Annotated in this window: 27 protein-coding genes; 17 read left to right on the top strand and 10 right to left on the bottom strand. The window is 62.1% G+C overall.

Features of this window, described 5'->3' with window-relative positions; all coding sequences use genetic code 11:
* Window positions 1–71: 71 nt before the first annotated feature.
* The 5 genes from erpA (at window position 72) to NH8B_RS03185 (ending at window position 3556) form a co-directional block, all read left to right on the top strand.
* Window positions 72–422: an iron-sulfur cluster insertion protein ErpA gene (gene erpA, locus NH8B_RS03165; RefSeq protein WP_008953416.1), complete on the top strand. Its 351-nt coding sequence runs from the start codon at window positions 72–74 to the stop codon at window positions 420–422.
* Between the two features lie 57 nt (window positions 423–479).
* Window positions 480–1346: a CheR family methyltransferase gene (locus NH8B_RS03170; protein ID WP_008953415.1), complete on the top strand. Its 867-nt coding sequence runs from the start codon at window positions 480–482 to the stop codon at window positions 1344–1346.
* 82 nt (window positions 1347–1428) lie between these two features.
* Window positions 1429–2688, top strand: a complete 1260-nt coding sequence (locus NH8B_RS03175) for a D-amino acid dehydrogenase (RefSeq protein ID WP_014085986.1) — start codon at window positions 1429–1431, stop codon at window positions 2686–2688.
* Between the two features lie 83 nt (window positions 2689–2771).
* Complete coding sequence (locus NH8B_RS03180; protein WP_232503519.1) at window positions 2772–3149, top strand: group II truncated hemoglobin; 378 nt, start codon at window positions 2772–2774, stop codon at window positions 3147–3149.
* A gap of 98 nt (window positions 3150–3247) precedes the next feature.
* Window positions 3248–3556, top strand: coding sequence for a hypothetical protein (locus NH8B_RS03185; protein WP_014085988.1), 309 nt, complete (start codon window positions 3248–3250; stop codon window positions 3554–3556).
* Window positions 3557–3625: 69 nt separating this feature from the next.
* On the opposite strand, the gene folB is transcribed toward NH8B_RS03185, so the two are convergent.
* On the bottom strand, window positions 3626–3985 hold the full coding sequence (gene folB / locus NH8B_RS03190; RefSeq protein ID WP_008953411.1) for a dihydroneopterin aldolase: 360 nt from the start codon (window positions 3983–3985) through the stop codon (window positions 3626–3628).
* Window positions 3986–4056: 71 nt separating this feature from the next.
* Between folB and plsY the strand changes: the two genes are divergently transcribed.
* Window positions 4057–4701, top strand: coding sequence for a glycerol-3-phosphate 1-O-acyltransferase PlsY (gene plsY / locus NH8B_RS03195; RefSeq protein WP_014085989.1), 645 nt, complete (start codon window positions 4057–4059; stop codon window positions 4699–4701).
* Between the two features lie 74 nt (window positions 4702–4775).
* Here the strand turns inward: plsY and NH8B_RS03200 are convergent, their stop codons facing one another.
* Window positions 4776–5735, bottom strand: a complete 960-nt coding sequence (locus NH8B_RS03200) for a histone deacetylase family protein (RefSeq protein ID WP_008953409.1) — start codon at window positions 5733–5735, stop codon at window positions 4776–4778.
* Between the two features lie 74 nt (window positions 5736–5809).
* On the opposite strand from NH8B_RS03200, the gene NH8B_RS03205 reads away from it, so the two are divergent.
* From NH8B_RS03205 to NH8B_RS03215, 3 genes are read left to right on the top strand one after another with little or no spacing between them, the layout of a single operon-like run.
* Window positions 5810–6724 carry an AAA family ATPase gene (locus tag NH8B_RS03205; RefSeq protein WP_014085991.1) on the top strand — a complete coding sequence of 305 codons (915 nt, stop codon included), beginning with the start codon at window positions 5810–5812 and terminating at the stop codon, window positions 6722–6724.
* The gene (locus NH8B_RS03210; protein WP_051002141.1) at window positions 6684–7658 is read left to right on the top strand and encodes a DUF58 domain-containing protein; all 975 of its coding nucleotides are present in this window, start codon (window positions 6684–6686) and stop codon (window positions 7656–7658) included. The genes NH8B_RS03205 and NH8B_RS03210 overlap by 41 nt, the downstream gene beginning before the upstream one ends.
* Window positions 7655–9604: a transglutaminase TgpA family protein gene (locus tag NH8B_RS03215; protein ID WP_014085993.1), complete on the top strand. Its 1950-nt coding sequence runs from the start codon at window positions 7655–7657 to the stop codon at window positions 9602–9604. Before NH8B_RS03210 ends, NH8B_RS03215 begins: the two co-directional genes overlap by 4 nt.
* 57 nt (window positions 9605–9661) lie before the next feature.
* Here NH8B_RS03215 and rpoS read toward each other — a convergent pair whose 3' ends face one another.
* From rpoS to nadA, 5 genes are all read right to left on the bottom strand, one after another.
* On the bottom strand, window positions 9662–10612 hold the full coding sequence (gene rpoS / locus NH8B_RS03220) for an RNA polymerase sigma factor RpoS (RefSeq protein ID WP_008953405.1): 951 nt from the start codon (window positions 10610–10612) through the stop codon (window positions 9662–9664).
* A 41-nt stretch (window positions 10613–10653) separates the two neighbouring features.
* The gene (locus NH8B_RS03225; protein ID WP_014085994.1) at window positions 10654–11739 is read right to left on the bottom strand and encodes a peptidoglycan DD-metalloendopeptidase family protein; all 1086 of its coding nucleotides are present in this window, start codon (window positions 11737–11739) and stop codon (window positions 10654–10656) included.
* A 74-nt stretch (window positions 11740–11813) separates the two neighbouring features.
* Window positions 11814–12482 carry a protein-L-isoaspartate(D-aspartate) O-methyltransferase gene (locus NH8B_RS03230; RefSeq protein ID WP_008953403.1) on the bottom strand — a complete coding sequence of 223 codons (669 nt, stop codon included), beginning with the start codon at window positions 12480–12482 and terminating at the stop codon, window positions 11814–11816.
* Window positions 12467–13210, bottom strand: a complete 744-nt coding sequence (gene surE, locus NH8B_RS03235) for a 5'/3'-nucleotidase SurE (protein ID WP_014085995.1) — start codon at window positions 13208–13210, stop codon at window positions 12467–12469. Before surE ends, NH8B_RS03230 begins: the two co-directional genes overlap by 16 nt.
* A 113-nt stretch (window positions 13211–13323) precedes the next feature.
* A complete protein-coding gene (nadA, locus tag NH8B_RS03240) occupies window positions 13324–14241 on the bottom strand; it encodes a quinolinate synthase NadA (RefSeq protein WP_008953401.1) in 918 nt (305 codons plus the stop codon).
* A gap of 608 nt (window positions 14242–14849) precedes the next feature.
* On the opposite strand from nadA, the gene NH8B_RS03245 reads away from it, so the two are divergent.
* The 7 genes from NH8B_RS03245 to xerD all read left to right on the top strand — a co-directional run bounded on the left by NH8B_RS03245 (window position 14850) and on the right by xerD (window position 20976).
* The gene (locus tag NH8B_RS03245; RefSeq protein ID WP_014085996.1) at window positions 14850–17531 is read left to right on the top strand and encodes a bifunctional acetate--CoA ligase family protein/GNAT family N-acetyltransferase; all 2682 of its coding nucleotides are present in this window, start codon (window positions 14850–14852) and stop codon (window positions 17529–17531) included.
* A 105-nt stretch (window positions 17532–17636) separates the two neighbouring features.
* Entirely contained in the window at window positions 17637–17885 is a 249-nt protein-coding gene (rpsP, locus tag NH8B_RS03250) for a 30S ribosomal protein S16 (protein ID WP_008953399.1), read from the top strand.
* Between the two features lie 59 nt (window positions 17886–17944).
* On the top strand, window positions 17945–18427 hold the full coding sequence (gene rimM / locus NH8B_RS03255; protein WP_014085997.1) for a ribosome maturation factor RimM: 483 nt from the start codon (window positions 17945–17947) through the stop codon (window positions 18425–18427).
* Window positions 18427–19197 (top strand): tRNA (guanosine(37)-N1)-methyltransferase TrmD, encoded by a 771-nt coding sequence (gene trmD, locus NH8B_RS03260; RefSeq protein WP_014085998.1) that lies wholly within the window; start codon window positions 18427–18429, stop codon window positions 19195–19197. Before rimM ends, trmD begins: the two co-directional genes overlap by 1 nt.
* A 1-nt stretch (window position 19198) precedes the next feature.
* A complete protein-coding gene (rplS, locus tag NH8B_RS03265; protein WP_008953396.1) occupies window positions 19199–19567 on the top strand; it encodes a 50S ribosomal protein L19 in 369 nt (122 codons plus the stop codon).
* A 67-nt stretch (window positions 19568–19634) separates the two neighbouring features.
* Window positions 19635–20102 carry a methylated-DNA--[protein]-cysteine S-methyltransferase gene (locus tag NH8B_RS03270; protein ID WP_014085999.1) on the top strand — a complete coding sequence of 156 codons (468 nt, stop codon included), beginning with the start codon at window positions 19635–19637 and terminating at the stop codon, window positions 20100–20102.
* Window positions 20086–20976, top strand: a complete 891-nt coding sequence (gene xerD / locus NH8B_RS03275) for a site-specific tyrosine recombinase XerD (protein WP_014086000.1) — start codon at window positions 20086–20088, stop codon at window positions 20974–20976. The genes NH8B_RS03270 and xerD overlap by 17 nt, the downstream gene beginning before the upstream one ends.
* 56 nt (window positions 20977–21032) lie before the next feature.
* Here xerD and clpA read toward each other — a convergent pair whose 3' ends face one another.
* Both clpA and clpS read right to left on the bottom strand, forming a co-directional pair.
* Entirely contained in the window at window positions 21033–23312 is a 2280-nt protein-coding gene (gene clpA / locus NH8B_RS03280; RefSeq protein ID WP_014086001.1) for an ATP-dependent Clp protease ATP-binding subunit ClpA, read from the bottom strand.
* Window positions 23312–23620 carry an ATP-dependent Clp protease adapter ClpS gene (gene clpS, locus NH8B_RS03285; RefSeq protein WP_008953392.1) on the bottom strand — a complete coding sequence of 103 codons (309 nt, stop codon included), beginning with the start codon at window positions 23618–23620 and terminating at the stop codon, window positions 23312–23314. The genes clpA and clpS overlap by 1 nt, the downstream gene beginning before the upstream one ends.
* A gap of 231 nt (window positions 23621–23851) precedes the next feature.
* On the opposite strand from clpS, the gene NH8B_RS03290 reads away from it, so the two are divergent.
* Window positions 23852–24055: a cold-shock protein gene (locus tag NH8B_RS03290; RefSeq protein ID WP_008953391.1), complete on the top strand. Its 204-nt coding sequence runs from the start codon at window positions 23852–23854 to the stop codon at window positions 24053–24055.
* A 222-nt stretch (window positions 24056–24277) separates the two neighbouring features.
* Here NH8B_RS03290 and icd read toward each other — a convergent pair whose 3' ends face one another.
* A complete protein-coding gene (icd, locus tag NH8B_RS03295) occupies window positions 24278–25522 on the bottom strand; it encodes an NADP-dependent isocitrate dehydrogenase (RefSeq protein ID WP_014086003.1) in 1245 nt (414 codons plus the stop codon).
* Window positions 25523–25739: the final 217 nt, after the last annotated feature.

A 25739-nucleotide genomic window follows, 5' to 3' on the forward strand; every position in this document is an offset into this window, starting at 1 on the left:
GCCTAATATCCGACTAAAATAGTAGGATGAAAGCCGTGCTGACGGCATTTGTTTGTTTTGTGAGGTAAAAAATGACTGCTACGACCGAAATGCCGAGCCCGATCGCGTTCACCGACAGCGCCTGCTCCAAGGTGCGCGACCTGGTGGCGGAAGAAGGTAATCCGGACCTGAAACTGCGCGTCTTCGTGACCGGCGGTGGCTGTTCCGGTTTCCAGTACGGCTTCACCTTCGATGAAATCGTCAACGAAGACGATACCGCCATCGAGCGCGAAGGCGTCACCTTTCTGGTCGACCCGATGAGCTACCAGTACCTGGTCGGCGCCGAGATCGACTACCAGGAAAGCCTGGAAGGCTCGCAGTTCGTGATTCGCAATCCGAACGCCGAGACCACCTGCGGCTGTGGCTCGTCCTTCTCGGTATAAGCAATCCACGCTAAGATAAGACCCGGGCTTCCGCCCGGGTTTTTTTATGTGGACTTCATGATCAAGCTGCCATCGATTGCCCTGCCCAAGGTCGAGTACACGCGTGAATTCGCCTTCAATGATGCCGATTTCGAACGCATCCGCAAGCTGATCTATCGCGAAGCCGGCATTGCCCTGAATCCTTCCAAGAAGGACATGGTGTACGGTCGCCTGGTGCGGCGCATCCGTGAACTGAAGCTCTCCAGCTTTGCCGCTTACCTCGACCAACTCGAGTCCGCCTCCGGACGCCGGGAGTTCGAGCAGTTCGTCAATGCGCTGACGACCAACCTGACGTTCTTCTTTCGTGAGGAACACCATTTTCCCATTCTCTCCGAGCACCTGAAAAAGAAGGCGCAGCAGGGTGGCGAGCTCGCCATCTGGTGCGCCGCGGCCTCGACCGGCGAGGAGCCGTACTCGATCGCGATGACGGCGCTGGAGAGCGTGCCGGGCGCGCGCGTGTCGATCACCGCCACCGATCTCGATACCACGGTGCTGGAAACCGGCCGCAAGGGCATCTACCCCGCTGACAAAATTGCACGTCTGCCGGCTGGGCATGCCACGCGTTTTTTTGACAAGCAGGGCGACGGCAGCTACCAGGCCAAGGCCGCCTTGCGCAGCATGATCAGCTTCTCGCGCCTCAACCTGATCGACAGCACCTGGCCCCTGCGCAAGCAGTACGACGCCATCTTCTGCCGCAACGTGATGATTTATTTCGATCGCGATACCCAGCTCGCCGTACTGAAAAAGTTCGCGCCGTTGCTGAAGCCGGATGGCCTGTTGTTCGTCGGTCATTCCGAAAACTTCTATTTTGCCGCCGACCTGTTCAAGCTGCGCGGCAAGACCGTGTACGAGCTGGCCGCCAATGGCGCCGGCCGTTCGGCTTGAACATGTGCCAGCGCCGCCCTAGCGCTCGGGCCGTACCCAGTGGACATGCCCCCCTCTTTGCTATCGTGAACGGGGTTCTACGATGAAGGTGGTGGTGTTGGGGGCGGGCATCATCGGCGTCTCGACGGCCTGGTTCCTGGCGCGTGACGGACACGAGGTGGTGGTGCTGGAGCGGGCGACCGGTCCGGCGCGCGAGACCAGTTTCGCCAATGGCGGACAGATCTCGGTAAGCCACTCCGAGCCGTGGGCGCAGCCGTCCACCCCATGGAAAGTGTTCAAGTGGTTGCTGCGGGAAGATGCTCCGCTGCTGTACCGGCCGCGCTTCGACAGCGCCCAGTGGGCCTTTGCGCTACGCTTTCTGCGCGAATGCCTGCCGCAACGCGCGCATCGCAACATGCTGTGCATGCTGGCGCTGGGGCGCTTCAGCCGTGACACCTTCGCACTGATCCGCGAGGAAACCGGCATCGCCTTCGATCACCTGGCGCGCGGTATCGTGACGCTGTTCGAGTCCCGTCGGGATCTGGAGCAAGCCTTGCTCGCGGCCGAAACCATGCGCGAGTTCGGCGTCGATAAACGGGAAATCTCGCGTACCGAGTTGCTGCGGATCGAGCCTGCCCTGGCCGCCAGTGCCGACCGCATTGCGGCGGCCTGCTACTGCGACAGCGATCAGTCCGGCGATATCCACAAATTCACGTCGGGACTGGCTGCGGCCGCAGCGGCCTTGGGCGTGGAGTTTCGCTTTTCCACCCGCATCAACGCCTTGTTGGCCGAAGGTGGCGATGTCGCCGGGGTGTCGGTGACTCGCCCGGATGGCTACTTCGAGACGGTGAGCGCCGATGCCTACGTGCTGGCGCTGGGCAGTTACAGCACGCCGATTGCGCGCAGCATCGGTCTCGCGCTGCCTGTGTATCCCGCCAAGGGCTATTCGGTCACTCTGCCCATCCGCGAGCCCGCGGCGGCGCCCACGGTGGCGCTCACCGAGGAAAGCTACAAGGTCTTCATGTCGAGGCTGGGAGACCGCCTGCGCGTGGCCGGCACTGCCGAACTCGCCGGGTACTCCTCGACGCTCAACCCGGTGCGCTGCGGCCTGCTGGTGCAACGCGCGCGGGCGTTGTTTCCTGACGCGTGCGACTGGGAAGGGGCGCTTCAGTACTGGACCGGTCTGCGGCCCGCCTCGCCGGGCAATGTGCCGCTGATCGGGCGTACCCGCTACCCCAGTCTTTATCTGAACACCGGCCATGGCACGCTGGGCTGGACTGAAGGTCCGGGCTCGGGGCGGGCGCTGGCCGACATCATCGGTGGGCGCCGCCCGCCATTGGAGTTTCCTTTTACCGGCTGCTGATGAGGCACTGGCCTGGCTTGTGACGCACAGGCGAGGTCGATTGCCATGGCAGCGCAACTTGGCAGGATAGAACGATGCAGGACATGACCCCCTTTCAACTGTTGGGCGGAGCCGGCGTGGTACGCTGGCTGACCGACCGCTTCTACGACATCATGGACAGCGACCCCTCCGTGAAAGCGCTGCGCGATATGCATCCGGCCGACCTGACCGAGTCGCGCGACAAACTCTACATGTTCCTGTCGGGCTGGCTCGGCGGCCCCTCGCTGTACATCGAAAAGTATGGCCATCCGCGTCTGCGTGCCCGGCACATGCCATTTCCGGTCGACAGCGCCGCCCGTGATCAGTGGATGTCCTGCATGAGTCGTGCCATTGCCGACCTGGTGGTGGAGGAAGCGCTGAAAGAGAAGCTGCTGGAGGCCTTTTTCAATACCGCCGACTTCATGCGCAATCAGCAAGAATAAACGAATAATTTAAGATGAAATAACTGCTTGAATGAATTTAGGGATGATCCATGCTGATATGAGTAGCGGCTTCCCGTCGACCTTGCAGGACGATCGCCATGAAATACTCGTTGTGCTGGATCTCTGTGCTGTGCGGCTGTTTTGCCATGCCGGCACTGGCGAAATGTCCCGAGGGCGCGTGGATGTGCGCAACGCCGGGAGCGGCCTATGCCGGCAAGAGCGAAAGCCGGATTGCCGCCACCGAGACGGTGGTGCTGCGCTCGGGCGCGTTCGCCTTGGAGCGGATTGATTCGCCTGGCGGGCAAAGTCTCGATCTGCGGCCTAGCTGGCGCCTCGACGAGGATACCCGCCTGTCGCTCAAGGTCACCAAGCACCAGACAGAGTTGCGCTTGAAGTGGCAGTGGTAACGAATGATCAGCACAACACCTTGTGCCAACAAAAAACGGCCCGCATGCGGGCCGTTGCCTTTGCCGGGATCAGTGCGGCCGGTGGCCGCGCTCAATCATGACCCCGACCTGTTTTACTCCCGGCAAAATGCCGAGCTTGGTTACCGAAACCTTGACCCATGGCGCGCCGAAATCCTCGCGGATGACCTTGGCGATGTATTCCGCCAGCGCCTCGATCAGCAGGAAATGCTGCTCGGCCAGCGCCTTGCGCAGGCGTTCGACCACCACGCCGTAATGAATGGTATCGCCGATATCGTCGCTATGGCACGGCACTTCGCTGGGGATGCCGATTTCCAGATCGATTTCGATGACTTGCGGGGCTTGCCGCTCCCATTCGTAGACGCCGATGACGGTGTCGGCGCGCACCTCGCGCAAGAAGATGATGTCCATTGGAGCGCGGCAGTTGGGGATTGCCGCCTGATACCGTAAAATTCGAAGTCTTGCATTTTAGTGGATATACGATGACCACGACAGCTTTTGCTTTTCTCGTGGCGGCCTACCTTATCGGTTCGCTGTCTTTCGCCGTGATCGTCAGCCGCCTGATGGGTATGGCCGACCCGCGCTCCTACGGCTCCGGCAACCCGGGGGCCACCAACGTGTTGCGCAGCGGCAAGAAGCTGGCCGCCGTGCTGACCCTGCTGGGCGACGGCATCAAGGGCTGGGTGGCGGTGGCGCTAACGCAGTGGCTCGGCCCGCGTTATGGCCTGGGTGAGCAGGCGGTGGGAATGGCCGCCATCGCGGTACTGGTTGGTCACATGTGGCCGGTATTCTTCGGCTTCAAAGGCGGCAAGGGGGTTGCTACCGCCGTGGGCGTGCTGTTTGGTTTCAACCTGTGGTTGGCGCTGGCCGCCGTGGCCACCTGGCTGTTCATGGCCGTCGTAGTGAAGATTTCCTCGCTGTCGGCGCTGACTGCAGCGGTATTGGCCCCGGTCTACGCTTTCTTCATCGTCGGGCCGCACAGCGTCTACTTCGGCAGTTCCATCATCATCGCCATTCTGGTGGTGCATCGTCACAAGTCCAACCTGATCAAGCTGCTGACCGGGCAAGAGGGCAAGATCGGCGAGAAGGCTGACGGCTCTGCTGGCAACGGATCCGGCGGGCAGTAACTGTCAGGATGAAAAAAGCCGACGTAATGTCGGCTTTTTCATGTCTGCAACGCGTAGAGGGTCCGGTCCGGCGCCTATCCCTCCGACAGCACCCGCAGGTGCGCCACCACGCTGCGCGCCAGTGCCGACAGGTCGTAGCCGCCTTCCAGCACCGAGACGATGCGGCCCTCGGCGTGTTGTGCGGCCACCGCCATCAACTGCCGCGTTACCCACTCGTAATCCGCCTCCACCAGTCCCAGCGACCCCATGTCGTCCTCCCTGTGCGCATCGAAGCCGGCCGAGATGAACAGCATCTGCGGCTGGAACTGGTGCAGTGCCGGCAGCCAGACGTTTTCCACCGCCTCGCGGAATTCGCGCCCGCCGCTCCCGGCCTTGAGCGGCACGTTGTGCATGTTGGGGCCGAGCGGCTGGTCGCCGCAGTAGGGGTAGAACGGATGCTGGAACGTCGACACCATCATCACCCGTGGATCGTCACGGAAGATCTGCTCGGTGCCGTTGCCATGGTGCACGTCGAAGTCGATGATGGCGACCCGCTCCAGCTTGTAGTAAGACAAAGCATGGGCCACGCCGACTGCCAGGTTGTTGAAGAAGCAGAAGCCCATGGAGCGGTCGCTCTCGGCATGGTGGCCGGGCGGGCGCACGGCGCAGAAGGCGTTGGGCGCCTTGCCCTCGCACAGCAGGTCCACCGCCTTGACCACGGCGCCGGCAGCACGGAGCGCCGCCGGCAGCGTGCCCGCCGACATCGCGGTGTCGGGGTCGATGCGGAAGGTGCCGACCGCGGGCGCGCAGGATTCGATGTATTCGACGTAGCGGGGCGGATGGATGCGCGCCAGCTGCTGGTCGGTGACCAGCGGCGCCTCCACCTCCTGCAGGAAGTCGAACAGCTGCGACGCCATCAGTTGGTCGCGAATGGCGGTGAGCCTCTCCGGGCATTCCGGATGGCCGACCCCCATATTGTGCAGCAGGCAGTCGGAATGGGTGATGTAGGCGGTCAGTCCGTTGTGCGGCAGGCGGTTTTTCAGCCAGTTAAACACGAGCGTTTCCTTGTTGCGTAGAATGGGACGCAATCTATGACTTTTTGATAAATAGTGCTCGGAACCTCCCGGAAATGCAATCTCTCGCCTTTGCTTATCGTCAACTAAATGCGTTGTTGCTCGGCAAGAGCGATGCCATCAAGCTGGCGCTGGCCTGCCTGGTCGCCCGTGGCCACCTGCTGATCGAGGATGTGCCGGGGGTTGGCAAGACCACGCTGGCGCAGGGGCTGGCGCGTGTTCTCGGGCTCGACTACCGGCGCGTCCAATTCACCAGCGACCTGTTGCCGGCCGATATCGTCGGCGTCAACATCTTCGAGCGCGAAACCGGCACCTTCCGCTTTCACCGTGGCCCGGTCTTCGCCCAGGTGCTGCTCGCCGACGAGATCAACCGGGCCTCGCCCAAGGTGCAGTCGGCCTTGCTGGAGGCGATGGAGGAGCGTCAGGTATCGGTGGATGGCGAGACACATCCTTTACCGCAGCCGTTTTTCGTCATCGCTACCCAGAACCCGCTCGAGCAGGTTGGCACGTTCCCCTTGCCCGAGTCACAAATGGACCGCTTCCTGATGCGTATCGGATTGGGTTATCCGCCACCGCAGGCGGAGCGGGCCTTGCTGCTCGGTGAGGAGCGGCGCCGGGTAATGGAGGAACTGGTTCCGGCCCTGGAGCCGCTGCCGTTGCTGCAATTGCAGGCGCAAGCCAGCCGGCTGACCGTGAGTCCGGCACTGGTCGATTATGTCCTGGCGCTGCTCCAGGTCACCCGGCAGGGGCGCCGTTTCGCCCAGGGGCTGAGCCCGCGTGCCGGGCTGGCCTTGGTGGCTGCCGCGCGAGCCTGGGCTTTGCTGGAGGGGCGCGATTACGTATTGCCGGATGACGTCAAGGCAGTGTTTCCGGCCGTCGCCGGCCATCGCCTGACGACCGCGCAGCCGGGGGGAGGGCCGGTGTCGGACGATGAGCTGGCCGCGTTGGTGGCGGGCGTTGCGATTCCGTAGCCACCTGCAGGCCTGGCTGGTACGCCGCCTGCCGCCTTCCGCGCAGTGGACGCTGCGCCATCAGCGCATCTACCTGCTGCCGACCTCATTCGGCTGGATGCTGCTGGGGGTGGCATTGGCAATCTGGGTCGGCGCGCTCAATTACGCGGTCAGTCTGGCCTATGCCTTGTCATTCTGGATCATCGGCCTGTTGTTGGTGTCGGTGCTGATGGCGTATCGGCAGCTGGCGGGGCTGACGCTACAGGCCGGGACGGCCGACCCGGTGTTTGCCGGGGAGGTGACGCACTTTTCGGTACGGCTCGATAATCCCTCGGGCTGGTCGCGTACCTTGCAGGGCCACCTGGCCGGGAGTACCGGGCGCGCCTCGGCTTGCCAGTTGTCCCCCCACTCCAGTGTGTGGTTATCGCTGCCACTGGCCACCACACAGCGCGGCCTGCTCGCGATGCCGGCGCTGGCTCTCAGCAGCGACGTCCCGTTCGGACTGATCCGTGCGTTTGCCTATGTCCGTTTGCGACAGCAGGCACTGGTCTATCCGGTGCCACTGAGCGATGTGTTCGGTTCCCGGCAAGGTGCGAGCGGGGAGGGCGAGGCGCTATCGACGGCGGGAGGCGACGAGTTTTCCCATCTGGCCGCCTATCGTGACGGCGACACGCCGCGCCAGATCGCCTGGAAAGTTCTCGCCCGACGCGATGTCTTGACGAGCAAGCGCTTTGCCGGCGCGGTGGCGGGTGGCTGTCGCGTGCTGGATTGGCACGACTATCCGCCAGGGGACGATGCCGAGTCGCGGCTGTCGCGGCTGGCCTGGCGTGTGTTGGAGTGCGAGCGTGAACAGCACTGCTACCGGCTGCGTGTGCCGGGCGCGGAGGTTGGTCCCCAGCCCCATCAACGGGAACAGGCCTTGGCGCTGTTGGCACGCTATGGAGAGGCGCCATGACCGGGAGCGATGCGCTGCGCCGGGTGTTACCGGTGTTGCTCGCTCTGGCGGTCACCGCCGCTCCCCTGGCGCGCTACCTGCCGGGCTGGGTAGTGGGCTTGTCGGCGGCAATGCTGCTGGCACGGGGCATACTGCTGTGGCAGCAACGCCAGTTGCCGCCGCGCTGGCTGGTGGCGCTAGCGGTGGCGGTGCCGCTGGTACTGCTATGGCTGACCCTGCGCACCCTGATCGGCCGCGAAGGCGGCAGCGCTCTGCTGTTGTTGCTGGTTGGCTTCAAGGCCTTCGAGACCTTCAGCCTGCGCGACTGGAGGGTGTTGCTGGCGTTGGGTTTTTTCCTGGCAGCGACGCCCTTGCTGTTCGACCAGTCGCCCTTGGCGGCCGGCTGGCTGGTGCTGAGTCTGTTCAGCCTGACTTGGGCGATGGCGGCGCTGCACGGCAAGCAGCCGATACTCACCAGTTTGCGGGCCACGTTGCAGGCCTTGCTGCTTTCTCTGCCCCTGATGCTGGTGCTGTTCGTGGTGATGCCACGTCTGCCTGGGCCGTTGTGGAGCATTCCCGCTGCGAGCGCTACGGCCAGCAGCGGGTTGGCCGAAGACATGGCTCCGGGCAGTATCAGCCAGCTGATCCCCAGCAATGAACCGGTTTTTACTGCCGTCTTTGCCGGGGCTGCGCCGCCAAGGCGCGATTTCTACTGGCGGGTGATGCTGTTCGACCAGTTCGATGGCCGCCGCTGGTTCAATGCCGGGGCGGTAGACGAGCCCGGCGGCCAGGTGCTGGGGGGGAATCCTGTCAGTTACACCCTGACGGTGGTGCCGGACAAAGGGCGGGTGCCGGTACTCGACCTGCCGGGTGAGGTGGCGGAAGGGCTGCGCGAGCGTGCCGGCATGGTCTGGCGGCAGCCGCGTCCCAGCGACACCCGCATTCGCTACCGGGCGGGCAGCCACACCGGAGCCCTGTTGGCAGAACCCCTGGATGCCAGCCATCTCGCCTACTACCGCCATCTGCCGGCAGGCAATGAACGCACGCGTGCCCTGGCGGCGTCGATACGGGCGCGCAGTCAGGGCGAGGAGGACTATATCCGGAGCCTGCTGGAGCATTTCCGTCTGGAGAACTTCCGCTATACCCTGTCCCCGCCTCTGCTGGAGGGGGACATCGTCGACCAGTTCCTGTTCCAGACGCGACAGGGGTTTTGCGAGCATTACGCCTCGGCGTTGGCATTCCTGGCTCGTGCTGCAGGCATTCCCAGTCGCGTTGTGGTGGGGTACCAAGGAGGAGAATACAACCCTGCGGGGGGCTACTGGCAGATTCGTTCTTCCGATGCCCATGCCTGGGTCGAGGTCTGGCTGGCCTCGCGCCAGAGCTGGTGGCGTGTCGATCCAACCGCAGCGGTATCGCCGGACCGTATCGAGCAAGGCGTAGAACAGGCGGTACCGGCGGTGCGCGCCGCAGTGCCGATACTGGGTGGGCGGCCTCCCGCCTGGATCATGGCCCTGCGTCAGCACTGGCTGGCTGCCAACTTTGTGTGGCAGCAATGGGTGGTCGGCTATGATGCGGGCCGGCAACGCTCGCTGTTCCGCTCGTTGGGGCTGGGGCCCGAGGTCGACACTGCAGCCGTACTCAAGGGGTTGTTGCTCGGCGCCGTGCTGGCGTTGCTGCCGCTCTGGTGGTGGTGGCGTAGCCTGCCGCCACGCGAGCCCTTGCTGGTGGGGTGGCTGCTGCTGGCGCAGCGCCTGCGGCGGGTAGGGGTGGCGGTGACGTCGGCAGATACGCCGGCCGAGCTGCTGCAGCGCGGGACGTCGCTGGGCGAGGCCGATCGCGAGCAATTGGCGGCCCTGCTGGATGCCTACGTCGGCTTGCGCTACCGCACCCGGGAAGAGGCTGCACCGCTGGCTGCACGGCGCTGGCTCAGAGGGGTGAGGCGTTTTCGCCCGTCGGCGAGGCGCTGAATGACAAAACCCCGGCGCCCCGGGGTTTTTATATGTTACCGCCGCTGGGTGACCTGATTACAGCAGCAGGTCTTTGCCAATGCCCTTGCGACGCAGGATGCGACGCAGTTGCTCCAGTCCTTCGATCTGGATCTGGCGCACCCGCTCGCGCGTCAGGCTGAGGGTGCTGGCCAGTTCCTCCAGCGTGCAGATTTCATGGCCGTTCAGGCCGTAGCGACGCTCGATCACCATGCGCTGCTTGTCGTTGAGCTGGGCCATCCACTCGTGGACGAAGTTTTCCAGCTGGGTATTGTGCAACTGGATTTCCGGCTCGTCGTGCTGGTCGTCCGGGATCGATTCCCCGATCGACAGCATGGGGTCGATGTCCAGTGGAGCATCCAGCGAGGCCATCCGCTCGTTGAGGTTCATTACCCGGCGCACGTCTTCCACCGGCTTGTCGACCAGTTGAGCGATTTCCTCGACGCTGGGTTCGCGCCCGATCTGGCTTTCCAGGTGGCGCGAGGCGCGCAGGTAGACGTTGAGTTCCTTGATGACGTGCACCGGCAGCCGGATGGTGCGCGACTGGTTCATGATGGCGCGTTCGATGCTCTGGCGTATCCACCACGTAGCGTAAGTGGAAAAACGGAAGCCGCGCTCGGGATCAAATTTTTCCAGCGCATGCATCAGCCCGATATTGCCTTCCTCGATCAGGTCGAGCAGGGCCAGGCCGCGGTTGATATAGCGTTTGGCAATGTTCACGACCAAGCGCAGATTGTGCTCGATCATTTTCTGGCGCGCTTCGAAGTCGCCTTGCACCACCAGTCGCGCCAAGGACTGCTCCTCCTGAGGGCTGAGCAGGGCATTGTTGCCGATATCGTTCAGGTAGATCTGGGTGACGTCGGCAATGTCGTCATAGGCGGATGCGGCTTCCTGCACTTCTTCACTGTCGGTTTCCGCGACAGTGTCGTCGCTAGCCTCTTCATCCGCGGCAATGTCGTCGTCGTCGAGAATGTCCAGGTCGTTGCTCATTTCTACCCCCTTCGCTGTGATCCGACGGGGACGCGTCCCTGTCAGGATGTGCTGTCAAGATATTGCAACGGGTCGACCGGTTTGCCGAAGCGGCGGATTTCAAAGTGCAGTTTCACTTGGTCCGCATCCGTATTTCCCATTTCGGCAATGGGCTGACCTTTCTTTACTGCCTGTCCTTCCTTGACCAGTAGCTGGCTGTTGTGTGCGTACGCTGAGAGGAACGTCTTATTGTGTTTGATGATGATCAGCTTGCCATAGCCCCTCAGGCCATTACCACTATATACCACCCTGCCATCCGAGGCGGCGAGAACAGGCTGGCCCATCCGCCCCGAGATATCCACTCCCTTGTTGGTGTCCGAGTAGCCGTGCAACACCTTCCCTTTCACCGGCCAGGCCCAGGTGATATCGCCATCGCCGCCTTTGTCCTGCGGCTCTGCCTTGGCCCCGTTTTCGGGCTTGGCCGTTCCTTGGGGCTCGGCCTTGGGCGTGGCTGGCACGATGGCGGGCGCTGCCGGCTTGGCCGCTGCCGGGGCGCTGCTACCCTCGCTTTGCGTCACCAGCGACTTGGCCGCTGCCTCCGAATACGGCAACTTCAGCGCCTTGGGGTAGGCCTTGAGCGTTGTTTGCCCGTTTGTCGCCGCTGCCGGTGTAGCCGGCGTTACCGGGCCTGCGCCAGCCGCCCTTGCAGGCTGTTTGGCTGGGGCGGTGTTGGTTTTGGTCGCCGGCTCGCTATCCGGCGGCGTCAGCCGCAACACCTGGCCTACCTTGATCTGATTGTCAGGCAGGTTGTTCCAGGCTGCGACGTCCTGATACTTGAGCCCGTTATTCAACGAGATACGAAACAGGTTCTCGCCGGGTTGCACGATATGCGTCTTGGCCGCTTCCGTCCCGGTTTGCACGGGTTTAATGCTGCCACCCTGCCGATACGGCGTGGTAACGGCGCCATTACCGCTTGGAGCAGGGGGGGAGACCGCAGGAGGCGGCGCACTTGTCGCGCCGGCCGGTGTTCTCGTCACCCCGCTTTCCACCGGGGCCGCCTCCTGGACCAGAGTACTGCAACCGGTGAGCAGCGCGGCCGTCAGCAAGGTGATCAGGGTCGGAACTTTTCGGTCAAGCTGGATTCGCATGCTGGTGATGTTATATGTCAATAAGTTAAAGTTTGTAAATCGCCGACCGGCAGCCCTGTGGCGTTTTTACCCGGTTAGCCACGACCGGGTAGAAGAGGGACGAATTTTACCGGGTCGAGCTTGGTTTTCTGCAGGCCCTGGGCGGTTTTCTCGATCAGCCAGAGGAATTGTTCGCCGTCCCCCATCGGCATCACCAGCTTGCCGCCCTCGGCCAACTGGCTGACGAGGGCATCCGGGATGCTCTTCGCTGCGGCGGTCATGATGATGCCGTCAAAGGGCGCCGCCTCCGGCAGGCCAAGATGGCCGTCGCCATGTACCAGCCGTGCGTGCACCAGGCGTGCGTTTCGCAGATGTTGTCTAGCTTTGTCCAATAGCGGCGCCAAGCGTTCCATCGAGAAGACCTGTGCGCCGGTTTTCAGTAGCACGGCAGTCTGATAACCGCAGCCGGTGCCAATTTCGAGAATCTTGCCGGGAGTGCGGCCGACGATCAGCAGTTCGGTCATCCGTGCTACCGTCAGCGGCTGCGAGATGGTCTGGGCATGGCCTATTGGCAGCGATACGTCGTCGTAGGCGCGGGTTGCCAGGGCCTGGTCGACAAATAGGTGGCGCGGGACCTCGTACATCGCTGCCAGCACCCGTTCATCGCGAATCCCGGCCTGGCGTAGCCGGTCGACCATGCGCATGCGGGTCCGGTCGGACAGCATGCCGTAATTCTGACGCGTCGGTGTCAGCTGTGAAGCCATGTCTTGATTCCGTCCAGTTGGCCGTAGGCGGTCAGATCGAGCATCAGCGGTGTGACCGAGGCTTGGTTGTTGGCAAGTGCCCGGAAGTCGGTACCTTCCCCCGCGTCCTGCGCCGGACCGACCGGGCCGACCCAGTATACGGTATCGCCGCGCGGATTTTTCGCCTTAATAACCGGTTCGGCATAGTGGCGTCGCCCCAGGCGGGTAACTGTCATGCCCGCAAGCCGGTCAAGCGGAATGTCAGGGACGTTGACATTGAGTAGGACCGGGGCCTGAAACGGCGACGCCTGGAGGCGTTGCACCAGTTGATCGACCACCGCGGCGGCGGTGGCGAAGTGCGCCCCGCTCTTGCCGGCCAGTGATACCGCCACCGAGGGAATGCCGAGCAAAAAGCCCTCCGTCGCGGCCGCGACCGTGCCGGAGTAGATGGTGTCGTCGCCCATGTTGGGGCCGTGGTTGATGCCGGAAAACACCATGTCGGGACGAAAGTCCAACAACCCCGTGACAGCGACGTGGACACAGTCGGTCGGGGTGCCGTTGACGTAGAAGAAGCCGTTGGCGGCCTTGCGTACGCTCAGCGGCCGATCAAGGGTGAGGGAGTTGCTCGAGCCGCTGCGGTCGCGCTCGGGGGCCACGACCACCACCTCGCCATGCCGCGAGAGGGCTTCGGCCAAGGTGGCGATGCCGGGGGCAAAGTAACCGTCGTCGTTGCTGATGAGAAACTTCATGCCGTCTTCCTGGGGAACCCCGGTGATTGTATCGCTGCGTGGAGCCTGCTGAAAACCTTCCTGTCATGGCACCGGGTCAAAACAAGAAACCCGCCGAAAGGCGGGTTTCTGGGTCAGGCGTAGTAGCGTCGGCTGAATTCCAGCATGCGCTCGATGGGCACCCGTGCTGCGTCCATCTGTTCTGTGCTGAGGTAGTCGATGTGCGTACCACCGCCTTGCTGGGCGTGCTTGACGGCCTCGATGGTGTTCATCTTCATGTAAGGACAGGAGTTGCACTGGCAGCCGGCATAGATCGGCGCCTGGCGCAGGTCCAGATCCGGCCGGGCCTGGCTCATGTTGTACAGGATGCCGTCTTCGGTGGCGACGAAGATCACGGCGTCCGGACCTCCCTTGAACTGCTTGACCCAGTTCAGCATGCCGGAGGTCGAGCCGACGTAATCGGCGCGTTTGAGCACCGGCAGCGGGCTTTCCGGGTGGGCGATGAGGTGGGCTTCGCCGGTGACGGCATTCAGTGCTTCGTTGAGGGCGGCCTCGTTGAACTTGTCGTGCACCTCGCATACCGCCGACCACAGCGGCATGTCGTAGCCGTACTGGTAGTTCAGGTAGGCGCCCATGTTGCGGTCGGGCGAGAAGATGACTTTCTTACCCTGCTCGTAGAGATGCGCGATAATGTCATCGACGTTGCGGCTGGTGACGATCCAGTCCGACAGTGCCTTGTGCTCGGCGCTGGAGTTGATGTACGACACATGGACGTAATCGGCGTGCTCTTCGCGCCAGGCTTTCAGCGCGGCGACGTCGGTCTGGGTGACCAGCGAGCAGGTCGATCCTGCATCCGGCAGGATCACCTCGGCCTGCGGGTTGAGGATTTTGGCCGTTTCCGCCATGAAGCGGACGCCGGCGAACACGATGATGTCAGCCTCGGCTTCACGGGCGTAGAGCGACAATTCCAGGCTGTCGCCTACCTTGTCCGCCATCTGCTGAATTTCAGGCTGGGTGTAATAGTGTGCGAGTGTGACGACGCGTTTCGTCATGATGACCTTGGCTCCGGCCGCGCTGGGGAAGCTTCGGCATCTTCCTTTGACGCGGCGCAATGAAGGTTTGTATCTAAAGGGTAAAGATTAACAATATTGAGCCCGGCTTACCAGCCGCTACGTGCGCTTGATGCCAAAGGCAAGCCAGGTTGTGGCACAGGATGGTCCTTGTCAGGCCATGTCCCGCATGCTGGCGGGGTCTGGCTCGCTCGTCGGCCTGAGGGGCCGAGGAGAAGGGGGCCGGGGTATCGCGGTTCGTCCACCACCTGGGCTGACAGTCCGGCCCGATGCCCGATTGTGGGGTTGGCGGTGCGCAGGCCCTCAATCGTGTTATGCCGCTTTTGTCGTGGTCGAAGCAGGACAGTGAAGGGTGTAGGCTCTGCGCATGTCGGGCTGGTGTGGTATATGTCGATAGAGTGGAGCGCCGTGCCCTGCGCCTCGGATTGGCATCACCGCGTTGCAGACAGGGACGGTCCGGCTGGCCGAGTCTCAGCGCAGTTTGACGTATTGCTTTCACATCGATCACGTTACCTTGCAGGCCGAATGGTCTCTGACGCCTCCGTGGGAGGCCGGGTTCCGGTTCAGATCAGCACATCGGATGGGTTGCCATGAAACCGCACTATCTCACTTCCCTGTTTTCTCCTCGCGCCGTCGCCGTCGTCGGCGCCAGCGATACCCCAGGCTCGATTGGCCAGGCGGTATTTGCGAGCCTGCTGGCGGGCAATTTCCAGGGCAAGCTGTTCCCCGTCAACCTCAACCACAAGGTGGTCGGGGGGATGCGGGCGGTGCCATCGGTACGGCTGATCGAGGGCGAGGTGGAACTGGCCGTGGTGACCACGGCGCTGAGAACCTTACCGGCCATTCTGCGCGATTGCGGCAAGAAGGGCGTGAAGGCAGTGCTGCTGGCCAAGGAGTTCGCCGACAGCGAGCAGCTGGAGCGTGAAATTCTCAAGGAGTCGTTGTCGATCGCCCGGCACTTCGGCATCCGCGTGCTGGGCCCCAACGTGCTGGGACTGATGCGCCCGGTGGCGGGCTTCAACGCTTCCAACTACTCCAGCAAGGTACGCCCCGGCAACCTGGCGCTGGTATCGCAATCCAGCGCTCTGTGCACCGCGATGCTGGACTGGGCCGACAGCAAGGGCATCGGGTTTTCCAGCGTGATTTCGGTGGGGGAGGGGCTGGACGTCGATTTCGGCGAAATCCTCGATTACCTGGTGGCCGATACCTTCACCCAGGGCATACTGTTGCACGTCCACCACATCCACGATGCGCGTCGCTTCATCAGCGCGTTGCGTGCCGCCGCCCGTACCAAGCCGGTGGTGGTGATCAAGTCCGGTCGCTACGAGGATGATGTGACCGGCCTGACCCATTCCAGCAATCTGGTCGAGAGTGCCGACGTGTTCGACGCCGCGCTGTCGCGTGCCGGTGTGCTGCGGGTGGGATCGATCTCCCAGCTATTTACGGCCGCCAAGGTGCTGGCCGCCAGTTTCCGGGTGCAGGGGCGCCGTCTGGCCATCGTCACCAACGGCATCGGCCCGGGCGTGTTGGCGGCGGACAGCGCCTATCTCAACGGTGTGGAGCTGGCGAAGTTGTCGGAGCCGACCATGGAGGTGCTCAACGACGCGCTGCCGCGCAACTGGTCGCACGGTAACCCGGTCGACATCATCGGCGATGCCAGCCCCGTGCGTTTTCGCACGGCGGTCAAGGCCTGCCTCGATGACGCCAGCGTGGACGGCGTGCTGGTCATCTTCACGCCGCAGGCCGGTACCGATCACCTGACCACCGCGCAGCTGATGGTGGGGCTGCAGCGCGAGTCGACCAAGCCGATCCTGCTGTCCTGGCTGGGCGACGCCAAGGTTTCGGAGAGTCGGGAATTGTTCAGTAAGGCCAAGTGTGCCCATTTCCGCGCCCCGGAGTATGCCGTGGAAGTGTTCCGCAACCTGGCCGCCTACCATCACAACCAGCGCTTGCTGCTGCAGACGCCGGGGCCGCTCGAAGGCAAGCAGGTTTCTCCCGACGTGACACGCGCGCGCACGCTGATCAATGCCGCTCTGGCGGAAGGGCGGGTCATCCTGTCGGAGCGCGAGTCGAAGGAGGTGCTGTCAGCCTTCAATATCCCGGTCAACCCGACCCGGCTGGCGCGCGACCCCGACGAGGCCGTGAGGTTGGCCGAAGAAACCGGCTACCCGGTGGTGCTGAAGATCGATTCGCCGGACATCATCTACAAGTCCGATGTCGGCGGCGTCGAACTCAACATCAGTAGTGCGGCGGCACTGCGAGAGGCGTTTGCCTCCATCGTCGAACGCTGCCGCCAGGCTCGCCCCGAGGCGGCCATCTCGGGGGTGTCGGTGCAGCCGATGCGCAGCCGACGATTCGCGCGCGAGGTGATGGTCGGCGTGACGCACGACAACGCTTTCGGCCCGGTCATCACCTTCGGCGCCGGCGGCATCGCCGTCGAGGTCATGAACGACCGTGCACTGGCCCTGCCGCCGCTCAACCATTACCTAGTCGAGAGCCTGATCGGCAAGACACGCATCGGTCAGATTCTCGGCCCCTTCAAGAACCTGCCGGCAATCGATATCGACCAGCTGAAAGAGGTGCTGTTGCGGGTGTCGGAAATGATCTGCGAATTGCCTGAAATTCGCGAGATGGACATCAACCCCTTGCTGGCCGACGAGCAGGGGGTGATGGCGCTGGACGCACGCATCATCGTGCAGAAGGGGAGCGCGGGCGGCAAGCCGTACCGTCACATGGCGATCATGCCGTATCCCTCGCACATGGTGGTGTGCTCCCGCCTCAAGGATCAGACCCAGGTGACCATCCGTCCGGTGCGCCCGGAGGATGCGCAGATGCAGCAGGAGTTCGTGCGCAACCTCTCCGAGGAAAGCCGCTACAACCGCTATATGTCCAGCATCAAGCAACTGTCGCAAAGCATGCTGGTGCGCTTTACCCAGCTCGACTACGACCGCGAGATGGCGCTGGCCATGACCCGCGAGACGGCGCAAGGGGAAGAGCAACTGGCCGTGGCTCGTTACGTTACCGACCCTGATAACGAGAGCTGCGAGTTCGCTTTGGAGGTAGCCGACCAGTGGCAGGGCAAAGGGATCGGCTTCATCCTGATGAGCGCGTTGTTCGACGCCGCCCGCGATCAGGGGCTGAAAGTGATGCGTGGCGAGGTGCTCTCCGGCAACAAGGGCATGCTCAAGCTGATGCACAAACTGGGCTTCTCCAGCGAGTACCATCCGGAAGACCGGGCACTGATGCTGGTCACCAAGGTGTTGCAGGCGTAGCCGGCCCTGACACACGGCCGGAATAAGCGCTTGCAAGATAAGGGAAAACTGCCCTAAAATCGTGGGCTTTTCTACGATACCGTTTTTATTCAAGGACAATCGACAATGGTAGTGATTCGTCTGGCCCGCGGCGGCTCCAAGAACCGTCCGTTCTACAACATCGTGGTGACCGACTCCCGCAACCGTCGCGACGGTCGCTTCATCGAGCGCCTGGGCTTCTACAACCCGGTTGCCAACGACAAAGAAGAACGCGTTCGCCTCGCCGCTGACCGTCTGAACCACTGGATCAACGTTGGTGCTCAACTGAGCGACGCCGTTGCCAAGCTGGTTAAAGAGCAAAAAGTAGCTGCCTGATTGCAGTCTGCTGATACACGCAGGGTTTGAGGCGCATGCGCAACGATGATCTCGTCTTGATGGGGTATGTGCGCGGCGCCTTTGGTGTTCGTGGCTGGGTGAAAATCCATGCCGACACCGGGTCCGCAGACAGCCTGTTCGACTACCCGGTCTGGTGGCTGGGGCGGGATGGCCAATGGTCATCCTATCGTTTCGAAGACGGGCTGGTCCAGCCCAAGGCGCTGGCCGCCAAGCTCGAAGGAGTCGACAGTCGCGAGGCGGCAGAAGCCATGCGCGGCATGCAAATCGCCATTCCGCGCAGCGAGTTTCCGGAAACGGCCGAGGACGAGTACTACTGGTCCGATCTGATCGGCCTGGATGTCGTCGACAAGGATGGGCAGCGTTTCGGTCAGGTTGCCGAATTGATGGAAACCGGCGCCAACGAGGTACTGGTGGTACGGGAAGGGAAGGGCGAGTGGCTTATTCCTTTCGTCGGCCAGTTTGTGCTTGATGTCAACCTGACTGACAAGCGCATCACGGTGGACTGGAACCTCGACGACTGATGCAGATCGACGCTATCTCGCTGTTCCCCGAGATGTTCGACGCTGTTTCCCGCTTCGGCGTTAGCCGGCGCGCGCTGGAGCAGAACATCTGGGGTTTTCGTGCCTGGAATCCGCGCGATTTCACCACGGACAATTACCGCACCGTCGATGACCGTCCCTACGGAGGCGGTCCCGGCATGGTGATGCTGATCGAGCCCTTGGAAGCCGCCATTGCTGCGGCCGAAGAGCGACAGCGTGAGGCTGGCGTGGCGCAGAGCCATGTGCTCTACCTGTCTCCTCAGGGGCGGCCGTTGAGCCACACCAAGGCGGTCGAGCTGTCGCAACGACCCGGTCTCATCCTGCTGTGCGGGCGTTACGAAGGGATCGATGAGCGTCTGATCGAGCGCCGTGTCGACGAGGAAATCTCCATCGGCGACTACGTGTTGTCCGGTGGCGAACTGCCCGCCATGGTGTTGATGGACGCCGTCGTCAGGCTGTTGCCGGGGGTGCTCAACGATGCCCAGTCGGCTTACGAGGATTCCTTCGTGGACGGCCTGCTGGATTGCCCGCACTATACCCGACCCGAAGAATATCAAGGCATGCGGGTGCCGGACATCCTGATGTCAGGTAATCATGCCTTGATCGCAAAATGGCGGTTGAAACAGTCGCTGGGAAGAACGTGGAAGCGTCGTCCCGACCTGCTGCAAAACCGCCCTTTGACAAAACAGGAGTCTCGGCTGCTGGCAGAGTACCAGCAGGAACAAGATCTCCCGAAAAACCAGGAGCATTGACATGGATCTGATCCAGCAACTCGAGCAAGAAGAAATTGCCCGCATCGGCAAAACCGTTCCGGCTTTCGCCCCAGGCGACACCGTCATCGTTCAGGTGAAGGTAAAGGAAGGTAACCGCGAGCGTCTGCAGGCTTACGAAGGCGTCGTGATCGCCAAGCGTAACCGTGGCCTGAACAGCTCCTTCATCGTGCGCAAGATCTCCGCCGGCGAAGGCGTTGAGCGTACCTTCCAGACCTATTCCCCGCTGGTTGCTTCGATCGAAGTGAAGCGCCGTGGTGACGTGCGTCGCGCCAAGCTGTACTACCTGCGTGGTCGTACCGGCAAGTCCGCACGCATCAAGGAAAAGCTGCCGGCCCGCAAGCAAGGCTAATCGCCTGGCCGTTGGCTATGATGAGAGCGCAAGGCATCTGCCTTGCGCTTTTTTTTCGGGCTCTGTCATGTCTTATACCGCTGTGATCGCTGCGCCGTTTGGCCACCTGGGCATCGTGGCACCGTTCCAGGTCGTCAGCCGCATCGAGTTTCTGGATGCCTCGGTCCCGCTTTTGCCACCTGAGCCGAGTTCGCTCGCCGAGGAGGTGGAGCGCCAGTTGCAGGAGTACTTCCGGCATCCCGGCTTCCACTTCGACCTGCCGTGTCGGCCGCAGGGTACTCCGTTCCAGCAACGGGTATGGCAGGCAATTGCCTCGCTTCCTTCTGGCGCTACCGTCAGTTACGGTGCCATCGCCCAACAGCTCGGCAGCTCCGCACGGGCGGTAGGGCAGGCGTGCGGCAACAACCCGTTGCCGATCGTGATTCCGTGTCACCGCGTGCTGGCGCGCTCCGGCTTGGGGGGCTTCAATCATTCGAGCGCGGAGCAGACCTTGTTCATCAAGTTCTGGCTGTTGAGACATGAGCAGCAACGCTGAACAGATCGACCTGTTCCTCGACCAGCTGTGGCTGAGCGATGGCCTGTCGCGCAATACCCTGTCAGCGTATCGGCGCGACCTGCTCAAGCTGGGGGCGCGTCTGGACGAAGAGGGTGGGGTGCGTTTGATCGAGGCGGGCGCGGCGGATTTGCAGCGCGCCTTGTTGCAGGGGATCGAACAGGAGAAGGCCACCACCCGGGCGCGACTGGTGAGCGCCATGCGTCGGTTCTACCAGTATCTGCACGCCAGCGGCCAACGCCCTGACGATCCATCCGCCGCGCTCGAGCGTCCCAAGCACGGGCAGCCCTTACCCAAGAGTCTGTCGGAGAAGCACGTGGTCGCGCTGCTGGAGGCTCCTGATGTGGCTACGCCTCTGGGCTTGCGCGACCGTGCCATGCTGGAGGTTTTGTACGCGACTGGCTTGCGGGTGTCGGAACTGGTTGGCTTGACGCTACAGCAGGTCGATCTCACTAGCGGCGTTGTGATGACGCTGGGCAAGGGCGGCAAGGAGCGGCTGGTGCCGATGGGCGAGGTGGCGCAGGACTGGCTTGGGCGCTATCTGGCTACAGGGCGGCCGGCCTTGCTGACGGGGGTGCCTTGCGAGCAGGTGTTCGTCACTCGTCTCAAGGCGGGTATGACGCGCCAGATGGCGTGGCACCTGATTTCAGGGTATGCACGCCGGCAGGGGCTGCCGCCGGTCAGTCCGCACACGCTACGCCACGCGTTTGCCACGCATCTGGTCAACCATGGCGCCGACTTGCGCGTGGTGCAACTGCTGCTGGGACATTCTGATATTTCCACCACCCAGATCTACACCCATGTCGCCCGGGAGCGCTTGCGCCAGCTGCACGAGCAGCACCATCCCCGCGGGTGAGCCAAGAAAAACGCCCGCAAGAGCGGGCGTGATCGAGACGGGTTAGGCCCTTGGAATCAGGCCGGTTCCGCCGCCAACGGCGTCTTCTCGTCGAATTGCAACTCGACCTTGTCGTTGGCGTCGATGGTGACCGTCACTTCGCCTCCGTCCACCAGACGGCCGAACAGCAACTCGTCGGCGAGAGCCTTGCGGATGGTGTCCTGGATCAGGCGGGCCATCGGACGCGCGCCCATCAGCGGGTCGAAGCCGTTCTTGGCCAGGTACTGACGCAGCATGTCGGTGAAGTGGATATCCACCTTCTTCTCGGCCAGCTGGTGTTCCAGTTGCATCAGGAACTTGTCTACCACCTGCAGGATGATGTTCTCGTCGAGCATGCGGAACGGGATGGTGGCATCCAGCCGGTTGCGGAACTCGGGGCTGAACAGGCGCTTGATGTCGGCCATCTCGTCGCCGGTCTGCTTGGCGTTGGTAAAGCCCATGCTCGGCTTGGACAGCGACTCGGCCCCGGCGTTGGTGGTCATGATGATGATCACGTTGCGGAAGTCGGCCTTGCGTCCGTTGTTGTCGGTCAGGGTGCCATGGTCCATCACCTGCAGCAGGATGTTGTAGATGTCCGGGTGCGCCTTCTCAATCTCGTCCAGCAACAGCACCGCGTAGGGGTGCTTGTTGATGGCTTCGGTCAAGAGACCGCCTTGCTCGAAGCCGACGTATCCCGGTGGGGCACCGATCAGGCGTGACACCGCGTGGCGCTCCATGTATTCCGACATGTCAAAGCGCAGCATCTCGACACCGAGGAAGTAGGCCAACTGCTTAGCGACTTCAGTCTTGCCGACACCGGTGGGGCCGCTGAACAGGAAGGAGCCGATCGGTTTCTGCGGGTTGCCCAGCCCCGAACGCGCCATCTTGATGGCGGTCGCCAGGGCCTCGATGGCCTTGTCCTGGCCAAACACCACGCTGCGCAAATCGCGATCGAGGTTCTTCAACACGTTCTTGTCGTTGGACGAGACGGTCTTGGCCGGAATGCGTGCGATCTTGGAGACGATGTCCTCGATCTCGGCCTTGTTGATGACCTTGCGCTGGCGCGACTTGGGCAGGATCTTCTGCGCCGCGCCGGCTTCGTCGATGACGTCGATGGCCTTGTCAGGCAGATGGCGGTCGTTGATGTAGCGTGCCGCCAGCTCGGCCGCCGTCACCAGTGCGCCTTGGGTGTATTTCACGCCATGGTGCGATTCGAAGCGCGACTTGAGTCCCTTGAGGATTTCCACCGTCTGTTCCACGGTCGGCTCGTTGATGTCGATTTTCTGGAAGCGCCGCGACAGAGCGTTATCCTTCTCGAAGATGCCACGGAACTCGTTGTAGGTGGTGGCACCGATGCAGCGCAGCGAACCGTTCGACAGGGCCGGCTTGAGCAGGTTGGAAGCATCCAGCGTGCCGCCTGACGCCGCTCCCGCGCCGATCAGGGTGTGGATCTCGTCGATGAACAGGATCGCGTGCGGGTCTTCGGTGAGCTGCTTGATGACGGCCTTGAGGCGCTGCTCGAAATCGCCACGATACTTGGTGCCGGCCAGCAGCGCTCCCATGTCCAGCGAGTAGACGGTGGCGCGGTCGAGCACCTCGGGGACCTCGCCGTTGACGATACGGCGTGCCAGGCCCTCGGCGATGGCGGTCTTGCCGACACCGGCCTCGCCCACCAGCAGCGGGTTGTTCTTGCGGCGCCGGCACAGGATTTGCACCGTGCGCTCCAGCTCGTGCTCACGGCCGATCAGCGGGTCGATCTTGCCTTCGCGTGCCAGTGCGTTGAGGTTCTGGGTGTAGTTCTCCAGCGCCCCGCCGACGTTGGCCGAAGCGTCTTCGGTTTCGCTCTCGCTGTTGTCGCGCTGTTCGTTGGGCGTCGGCTGCGAGCGCTGCTTGGTGATGCCGTGGGAGATGAAGTTGACCACATCCAGCCGGGAAATACCTTGCTGATGCAGGTAATACACGGCGTGGGAGTCTTTCTCGCCGAAAATGGCGACCAGGATGTTGGCCCCCGTTACTTCCTTCTTGCCAGACGACTGCACGTGCAGGATGGCGCGCTGGATCACGCGCTGGAAGCCTAGCGTGGGCTGGGTTTCCACCTCGGTCTCGCCGGGCACGGTCGGGGTATGTTCGTCGATGAAATCGGTCAGCTGTTTTTTCAGCTGATCGAGATTCGCTCCACACGCACGCAACACTTCTGCGGCGGACGGGTTGTCCGTCATCGCCAACAGCAGGTGCTCGACACTGATGAATTCGTGCCGTTTGCGTCGAGCGTCCATGAACGCCATGTGCAGGCTTACTTCGAGCTCTTGGGCAATCATCAGTTTTCCTCCATTACGCACTGGAGCGGATGCTGGTGAGCTTTCGCAAACTGCAACACCTGCTCAACTTTGGTCGCGGCGACATCTTTGGTATAAACACCACACACCCCGCGGCCCTGGGTGTGCACTTGCAGCATGATGCTTGTGGCCTGCTCCCGGTTCTTGTGGAAGAAGTGTTGCAGTATCTGTACCACAAAATCCATCGGCGTGTAATCGTCGTTCAATAACAAGACCTTATACATCGACGGTGGGCGTGTCTTCGCCCGCGACGCCTCCAGTTGGGCGTCGTCCTTGTACTGCGTGGACATGGCGGCTTTCAGCAATGAGGCATTTCACTTTTATTTTGGTTCCGCCGGGATTTTTTTCAAGGGGGGGAGAATTCTTTTCACCTTGGACTTGACGCTGGGGCCGCGGTTGCGTAGAAATGAGTCTGGTGCTTGGCTTAATTGAAATGAATGAGGTTTGCCCTAGGTAAAACCGAAGCGCTTTTAAGCTTTTGTTGGTCGGCCTCACCAGCCTGTTAAATGCAAGGAAGTAAAATGGCAACTGGTATTGTCAAGTGGTTCAATGATGCTAAAGGCTTCGGTTTCATCACCCCGGATGAGGGCGGTGAAGACCTGTTCGCGCATTTCTCGGCCATCAACACGCAAGGCTTCAAGTCCCTGAAAGAGGGGCAGCGCGTGAGCTTCGACGTGGTGAACGGTCCGAAGGGCAAGCAAGCATCCAATATCCAGCCGCAGTAACCGCCATGGTTATCGCCGGTCTTGGTTAATGAGACCGGCGCTGGATGAAAAAACCCGCTATAAGCGGGTTTTTTATTTTGGTGGCAGCACATTTAATTTAGACTAATTTACGTGTCTGTGCTTGCACTAAATGGCGGCGAATAGGCGGCTATTTTTTTGTCATTAGTCAATGGAAAAGGGCTTGCGCTTGGCAAGCCCTTTGCTCCCGCTATAGCGGGGGGATTACATGCGTGCAATCATCGCATCGCCGAAGGCGGAGCAGCTTACCTCGGTGGCGCCATCCATCAGGCGGGCGAAGTCGTAGGTCACGATCTTGTCGGCGATGGCGGCTTCCATGGATTGGATGACCAGATCGGCGGCTTCTTTCCAGCCCAGGTGGCGCAGCATCATTTCAGCGGACAGGATCAGCGAGCCGGGGTTCACCTTATCCTGGCCGGCGTATTTGGGTGCGGTGCCGTGGGTGGCTTCGAAGCAGGCATACTGGTCGGAAATATTGGCGCCCGGGGCGATGCCGATACCCCCAACCTGAGCGGCCAGCGCGTCGGAGATGTAATCGCCGTTCAGGTTGCAGCAAGCGATGACGTCGTACTCGGCCGGACGCAGCAGAATCTGCTGCAAGAAGGCGTCGGCGATGGCGTCCTTGACGATGATTTCCCGGCCGGTATTCGGGTTCTTGAACTTGCACCACGGGCCGCCATCGATCAGTTCGGCACCGAATTCTTCCTGGGCCAGCTTGTAGGCGACGTCACGGAACAGCCCTTCCGTGAACTTCATGATGTTGCCCTTGTGCACGATGGTGAGCGATTTGCGGTCGTTCTCGATGGCGTATTTGATCGCGGCGCGAACCAGGCGCTGGGTGCCTTCGATGGAAACGGGCTTGATGCCGATGCCGGAGGTTTCCGGGAAGCGGATCTTCTTGACGCCCATTTCGTCTTGCAGGAACTTGATGACTTTCCTGGCGGCTTCGGACTGGGCGGCCCACTCGATGCCGGCGTAGATGTCCTCGGTGTTTTCACGGAAGATCACCATGTTGACCAGTTCCGGCTGCTTCAGCGGCGACGGCACGCCCTGGAAGTACTGCACCGGCCGCACGCACTGGTACAGATCCAGTTCCTGGCGCAGGGCCACGTTCAGCGAGCGGATGCCGCCGCCGACCGGAGTGGTCATCGGGCCCTTGATCGATACCGAGTATTCTTTCAGTGCGTCGAAGGTTTCTTTGGGCAGCCACTCGTCCGGGCCATACAGCTTGGTCGATTTTTCGCCGGCGTACACTTCCATCCAGTGGATCTTCTTCTGGCCGTCGTAGGCCTTGTCCACTGCCGCGTCGATGACCTTGATCATGACCGGGGTGATGTCGATGCCGATGCCGTCGCCTTCGATGAATGGGATGATGGGGTTGTTCGGAATCGGCTGACCCGGAATGATCTTCTGGCCAGCGGTGGGAACCTTGATGTGGGATGCACTCATTGTTTCTCCTTCTCCTTCTGTATTGACCTGTTGTCTGCCATTTCCCGGTGCCTTCGCCGTTCTGCACTGCGGGAGCGGTGCTGGCTACTCTTGCTGGTTAGCTCAACGGAGATGCACGCCGGGACAACTACCCGATTTCCCGATGTATGTAGCGCTTATTGTAGCCGAGCACACGCTTGGCGGAACATGATTGTCCTCAATTGAGCGGCATGAAAAA

The organism is Pseudogulbenkiania sp. NH8B (assembly GCF_000283535.1).
GTDB classification, from domain to species: Bacteria; Pseudomonadota; Gammaproteobacteria; order Burkholderiales; family Chromobacteriaceae; genus Pseudogulbenkiania; species Pseudogulbenkiania ferrooxidans.

Bases quoted from the DNA above. Each gene is read 5' to 3' on its own strand.
- erpA (WP_008953416.1), top strand. From the start codon at position 72: ATGACTGCTACGACCGAAATGCCGAGCCCGATCGCGTTCACCGACAGC.
- NH8B_RS03170 (WP_008953415.1), top strand. From the start codon at position 480: ATGATCAAGCTGCCATCGATTGCCCTGCCCAAGGTCGAGTACACGCGT.
- NH8B_RS03175 (WP_014085986.1), top strand. From the start codon at position 1,429: ATGAAGGTGGTGGTGTTGGGGGCGGGCATCATCGGCGTCTCGACGGCC.
- NH8B_RS03180 (WP_232503519.1), top strand. From the start codon at position 2,772: ATGACCCCCTTTCAACTGTTGGGCGGAGCCGGCGTGGTACGCTGGCTG.
- NH8B_RS03185 (WP_014085988.1), top strand. From the start codon at position 3,248: ATGAAATACTCGTTGTGCTGGATCTCTGTGCTGTGCGGCTGTTTTGCC.
- folB (WP_008953411.1), bottom strand. From the start codon at position 3,985: ATGGACATCATCTTCTTGCGCGAGGTGCGCGCCGACACCGTCATCGGC.
- plsY (WP_014085989.1), top strand. From the start codon at position 4,057: ATGACCACGACAGCTTTTGCTTTTCTCGTGGCGGCCTACCTTATCGGT.
- NH8B_RS03205 (WP_014085991.1), top strand. From the start codon at position 5,810: ATGCAATCTCTCGCCTTTGCTTATCGTCAACTAAATGCGTTGTTGCTC.
- NH8B_RS03210 (WP_051002141.1), top strand. From the start codon at position 6,684: ATGAGCTGGCCGCGTTGGTGGCGGGCGTTGCGATTCCGTAGCCACCTG.
- NH8B_RS03215 (WP_014085993.1), top strand. From the start codon at position 7,655: ATGACCGGGAGCGATGCGCTGCGCCGGGTGTTACCGGTGTTGCTCGCT.
- rpoS (WP_008953405.1), bottom strand. From the start codon at position 10,612: ATGAGCAACGACCTGGACATTCTCGACGACGACGACATTGCCGCGGAT.
- NH8B_RS03225 (WP_014085994.1), bottom strand. From the start codon at position 11,739: ATGCGAATCCAGCTTGACCGAAAAGTTCCGACCCTGATCACCTTGCTG.
- NH8B_RS03230 (WP_008953403.1), bottom strand. From the start codon at position 12,482: ATGGCTTCACAGCTGACACCGACGCGTCAGAATTACGGCATGCTGTCC.
- surE (WP_014085995.1), bottom strand. From the start codon at position 13,210: ATGAAGTTTCTCATCAGCAACGACGACGGTTACTTTGCCCCCGGCATC.
- nadA (WP_008953401.1), bottom strand. From the start codon at position 14,241: ATGACGAAACGCGTCGTCACACTCGCACACTATTACACCCAGCCTGAA.
- NH8B_RS03245 (WP_014085996.1), top strand. From the start codon at position 14,850: ATGAAACCGCACTATCTCACTTCCCTGTTTTCTCCTCGCGCCGTCGCC.
- rpsP (WP_008953399.1), top strand. From the start codon at position 17,637: ATGGTAGTGATTCGTCTGGCCCGCGGCGGCTCCAAGAACCGTCCGTTC.
- rimM (WP_014085997.1), top strand. From the start codon at position 17,945: ATGGGGTATGTGCGCGGCGCCTTTGGTGTTCGTGGCTGGGTGAAAATC.
- trmD (WP_014085998.1), top strand. From the start codon at position 18,427: ATGCAGATCGACGCTATCTCGCTGTTCCCCGAGATGTTCGACGCTGTT.
- rplS (WP_008953396.1), top strand. From the start codon at position 19,199: ATGGATCTGATCCAGCAACTCGAGCAAGAAGAAATTGCCCGCATCGGC.
- NH8B_RS03270 (WP_014085999.1), top strand. From the start codon at position 19,635: ATGTCTTATACCGCTGTGATCGCTGCGCCGTTTGGCCACCTGGGCATC.
- xerD (WP_014086000.1), top strand. From the start codon at position 20,086: ATGAGCAGCAACGCTGAACAGATCGACCTGTTCCTCGACCAGCTGTGG.
- clpA (WP_014086001.1), bottom strand. From the start codon at position 23,312: ATGATTGCCCAAGAGCTCGAAGTAAGCCTGCACATGGCGTTCATGGAC.
- clpS (WP_008953392.1), bottom strand. From the start codon at position 23,620: ATGTCCACGCAGTACAAGGACGACGCCCAACTGGAGGCGTCGCGGGCG.
- NH8B_RS03290 (WP_008953391.1), top strand. From the start codon at position 23,852: ATGGCAACTGGTATTGTCAAGTGGTTCAATGATGCTAAAGGCTTCGGT.
- icd (WP_014086003.1), bottom strand. From the start codon at position 25,522: ATGAGTGCATCCCACATCAAGGTTCCCACCGCTGGCCAGAAGATCATT.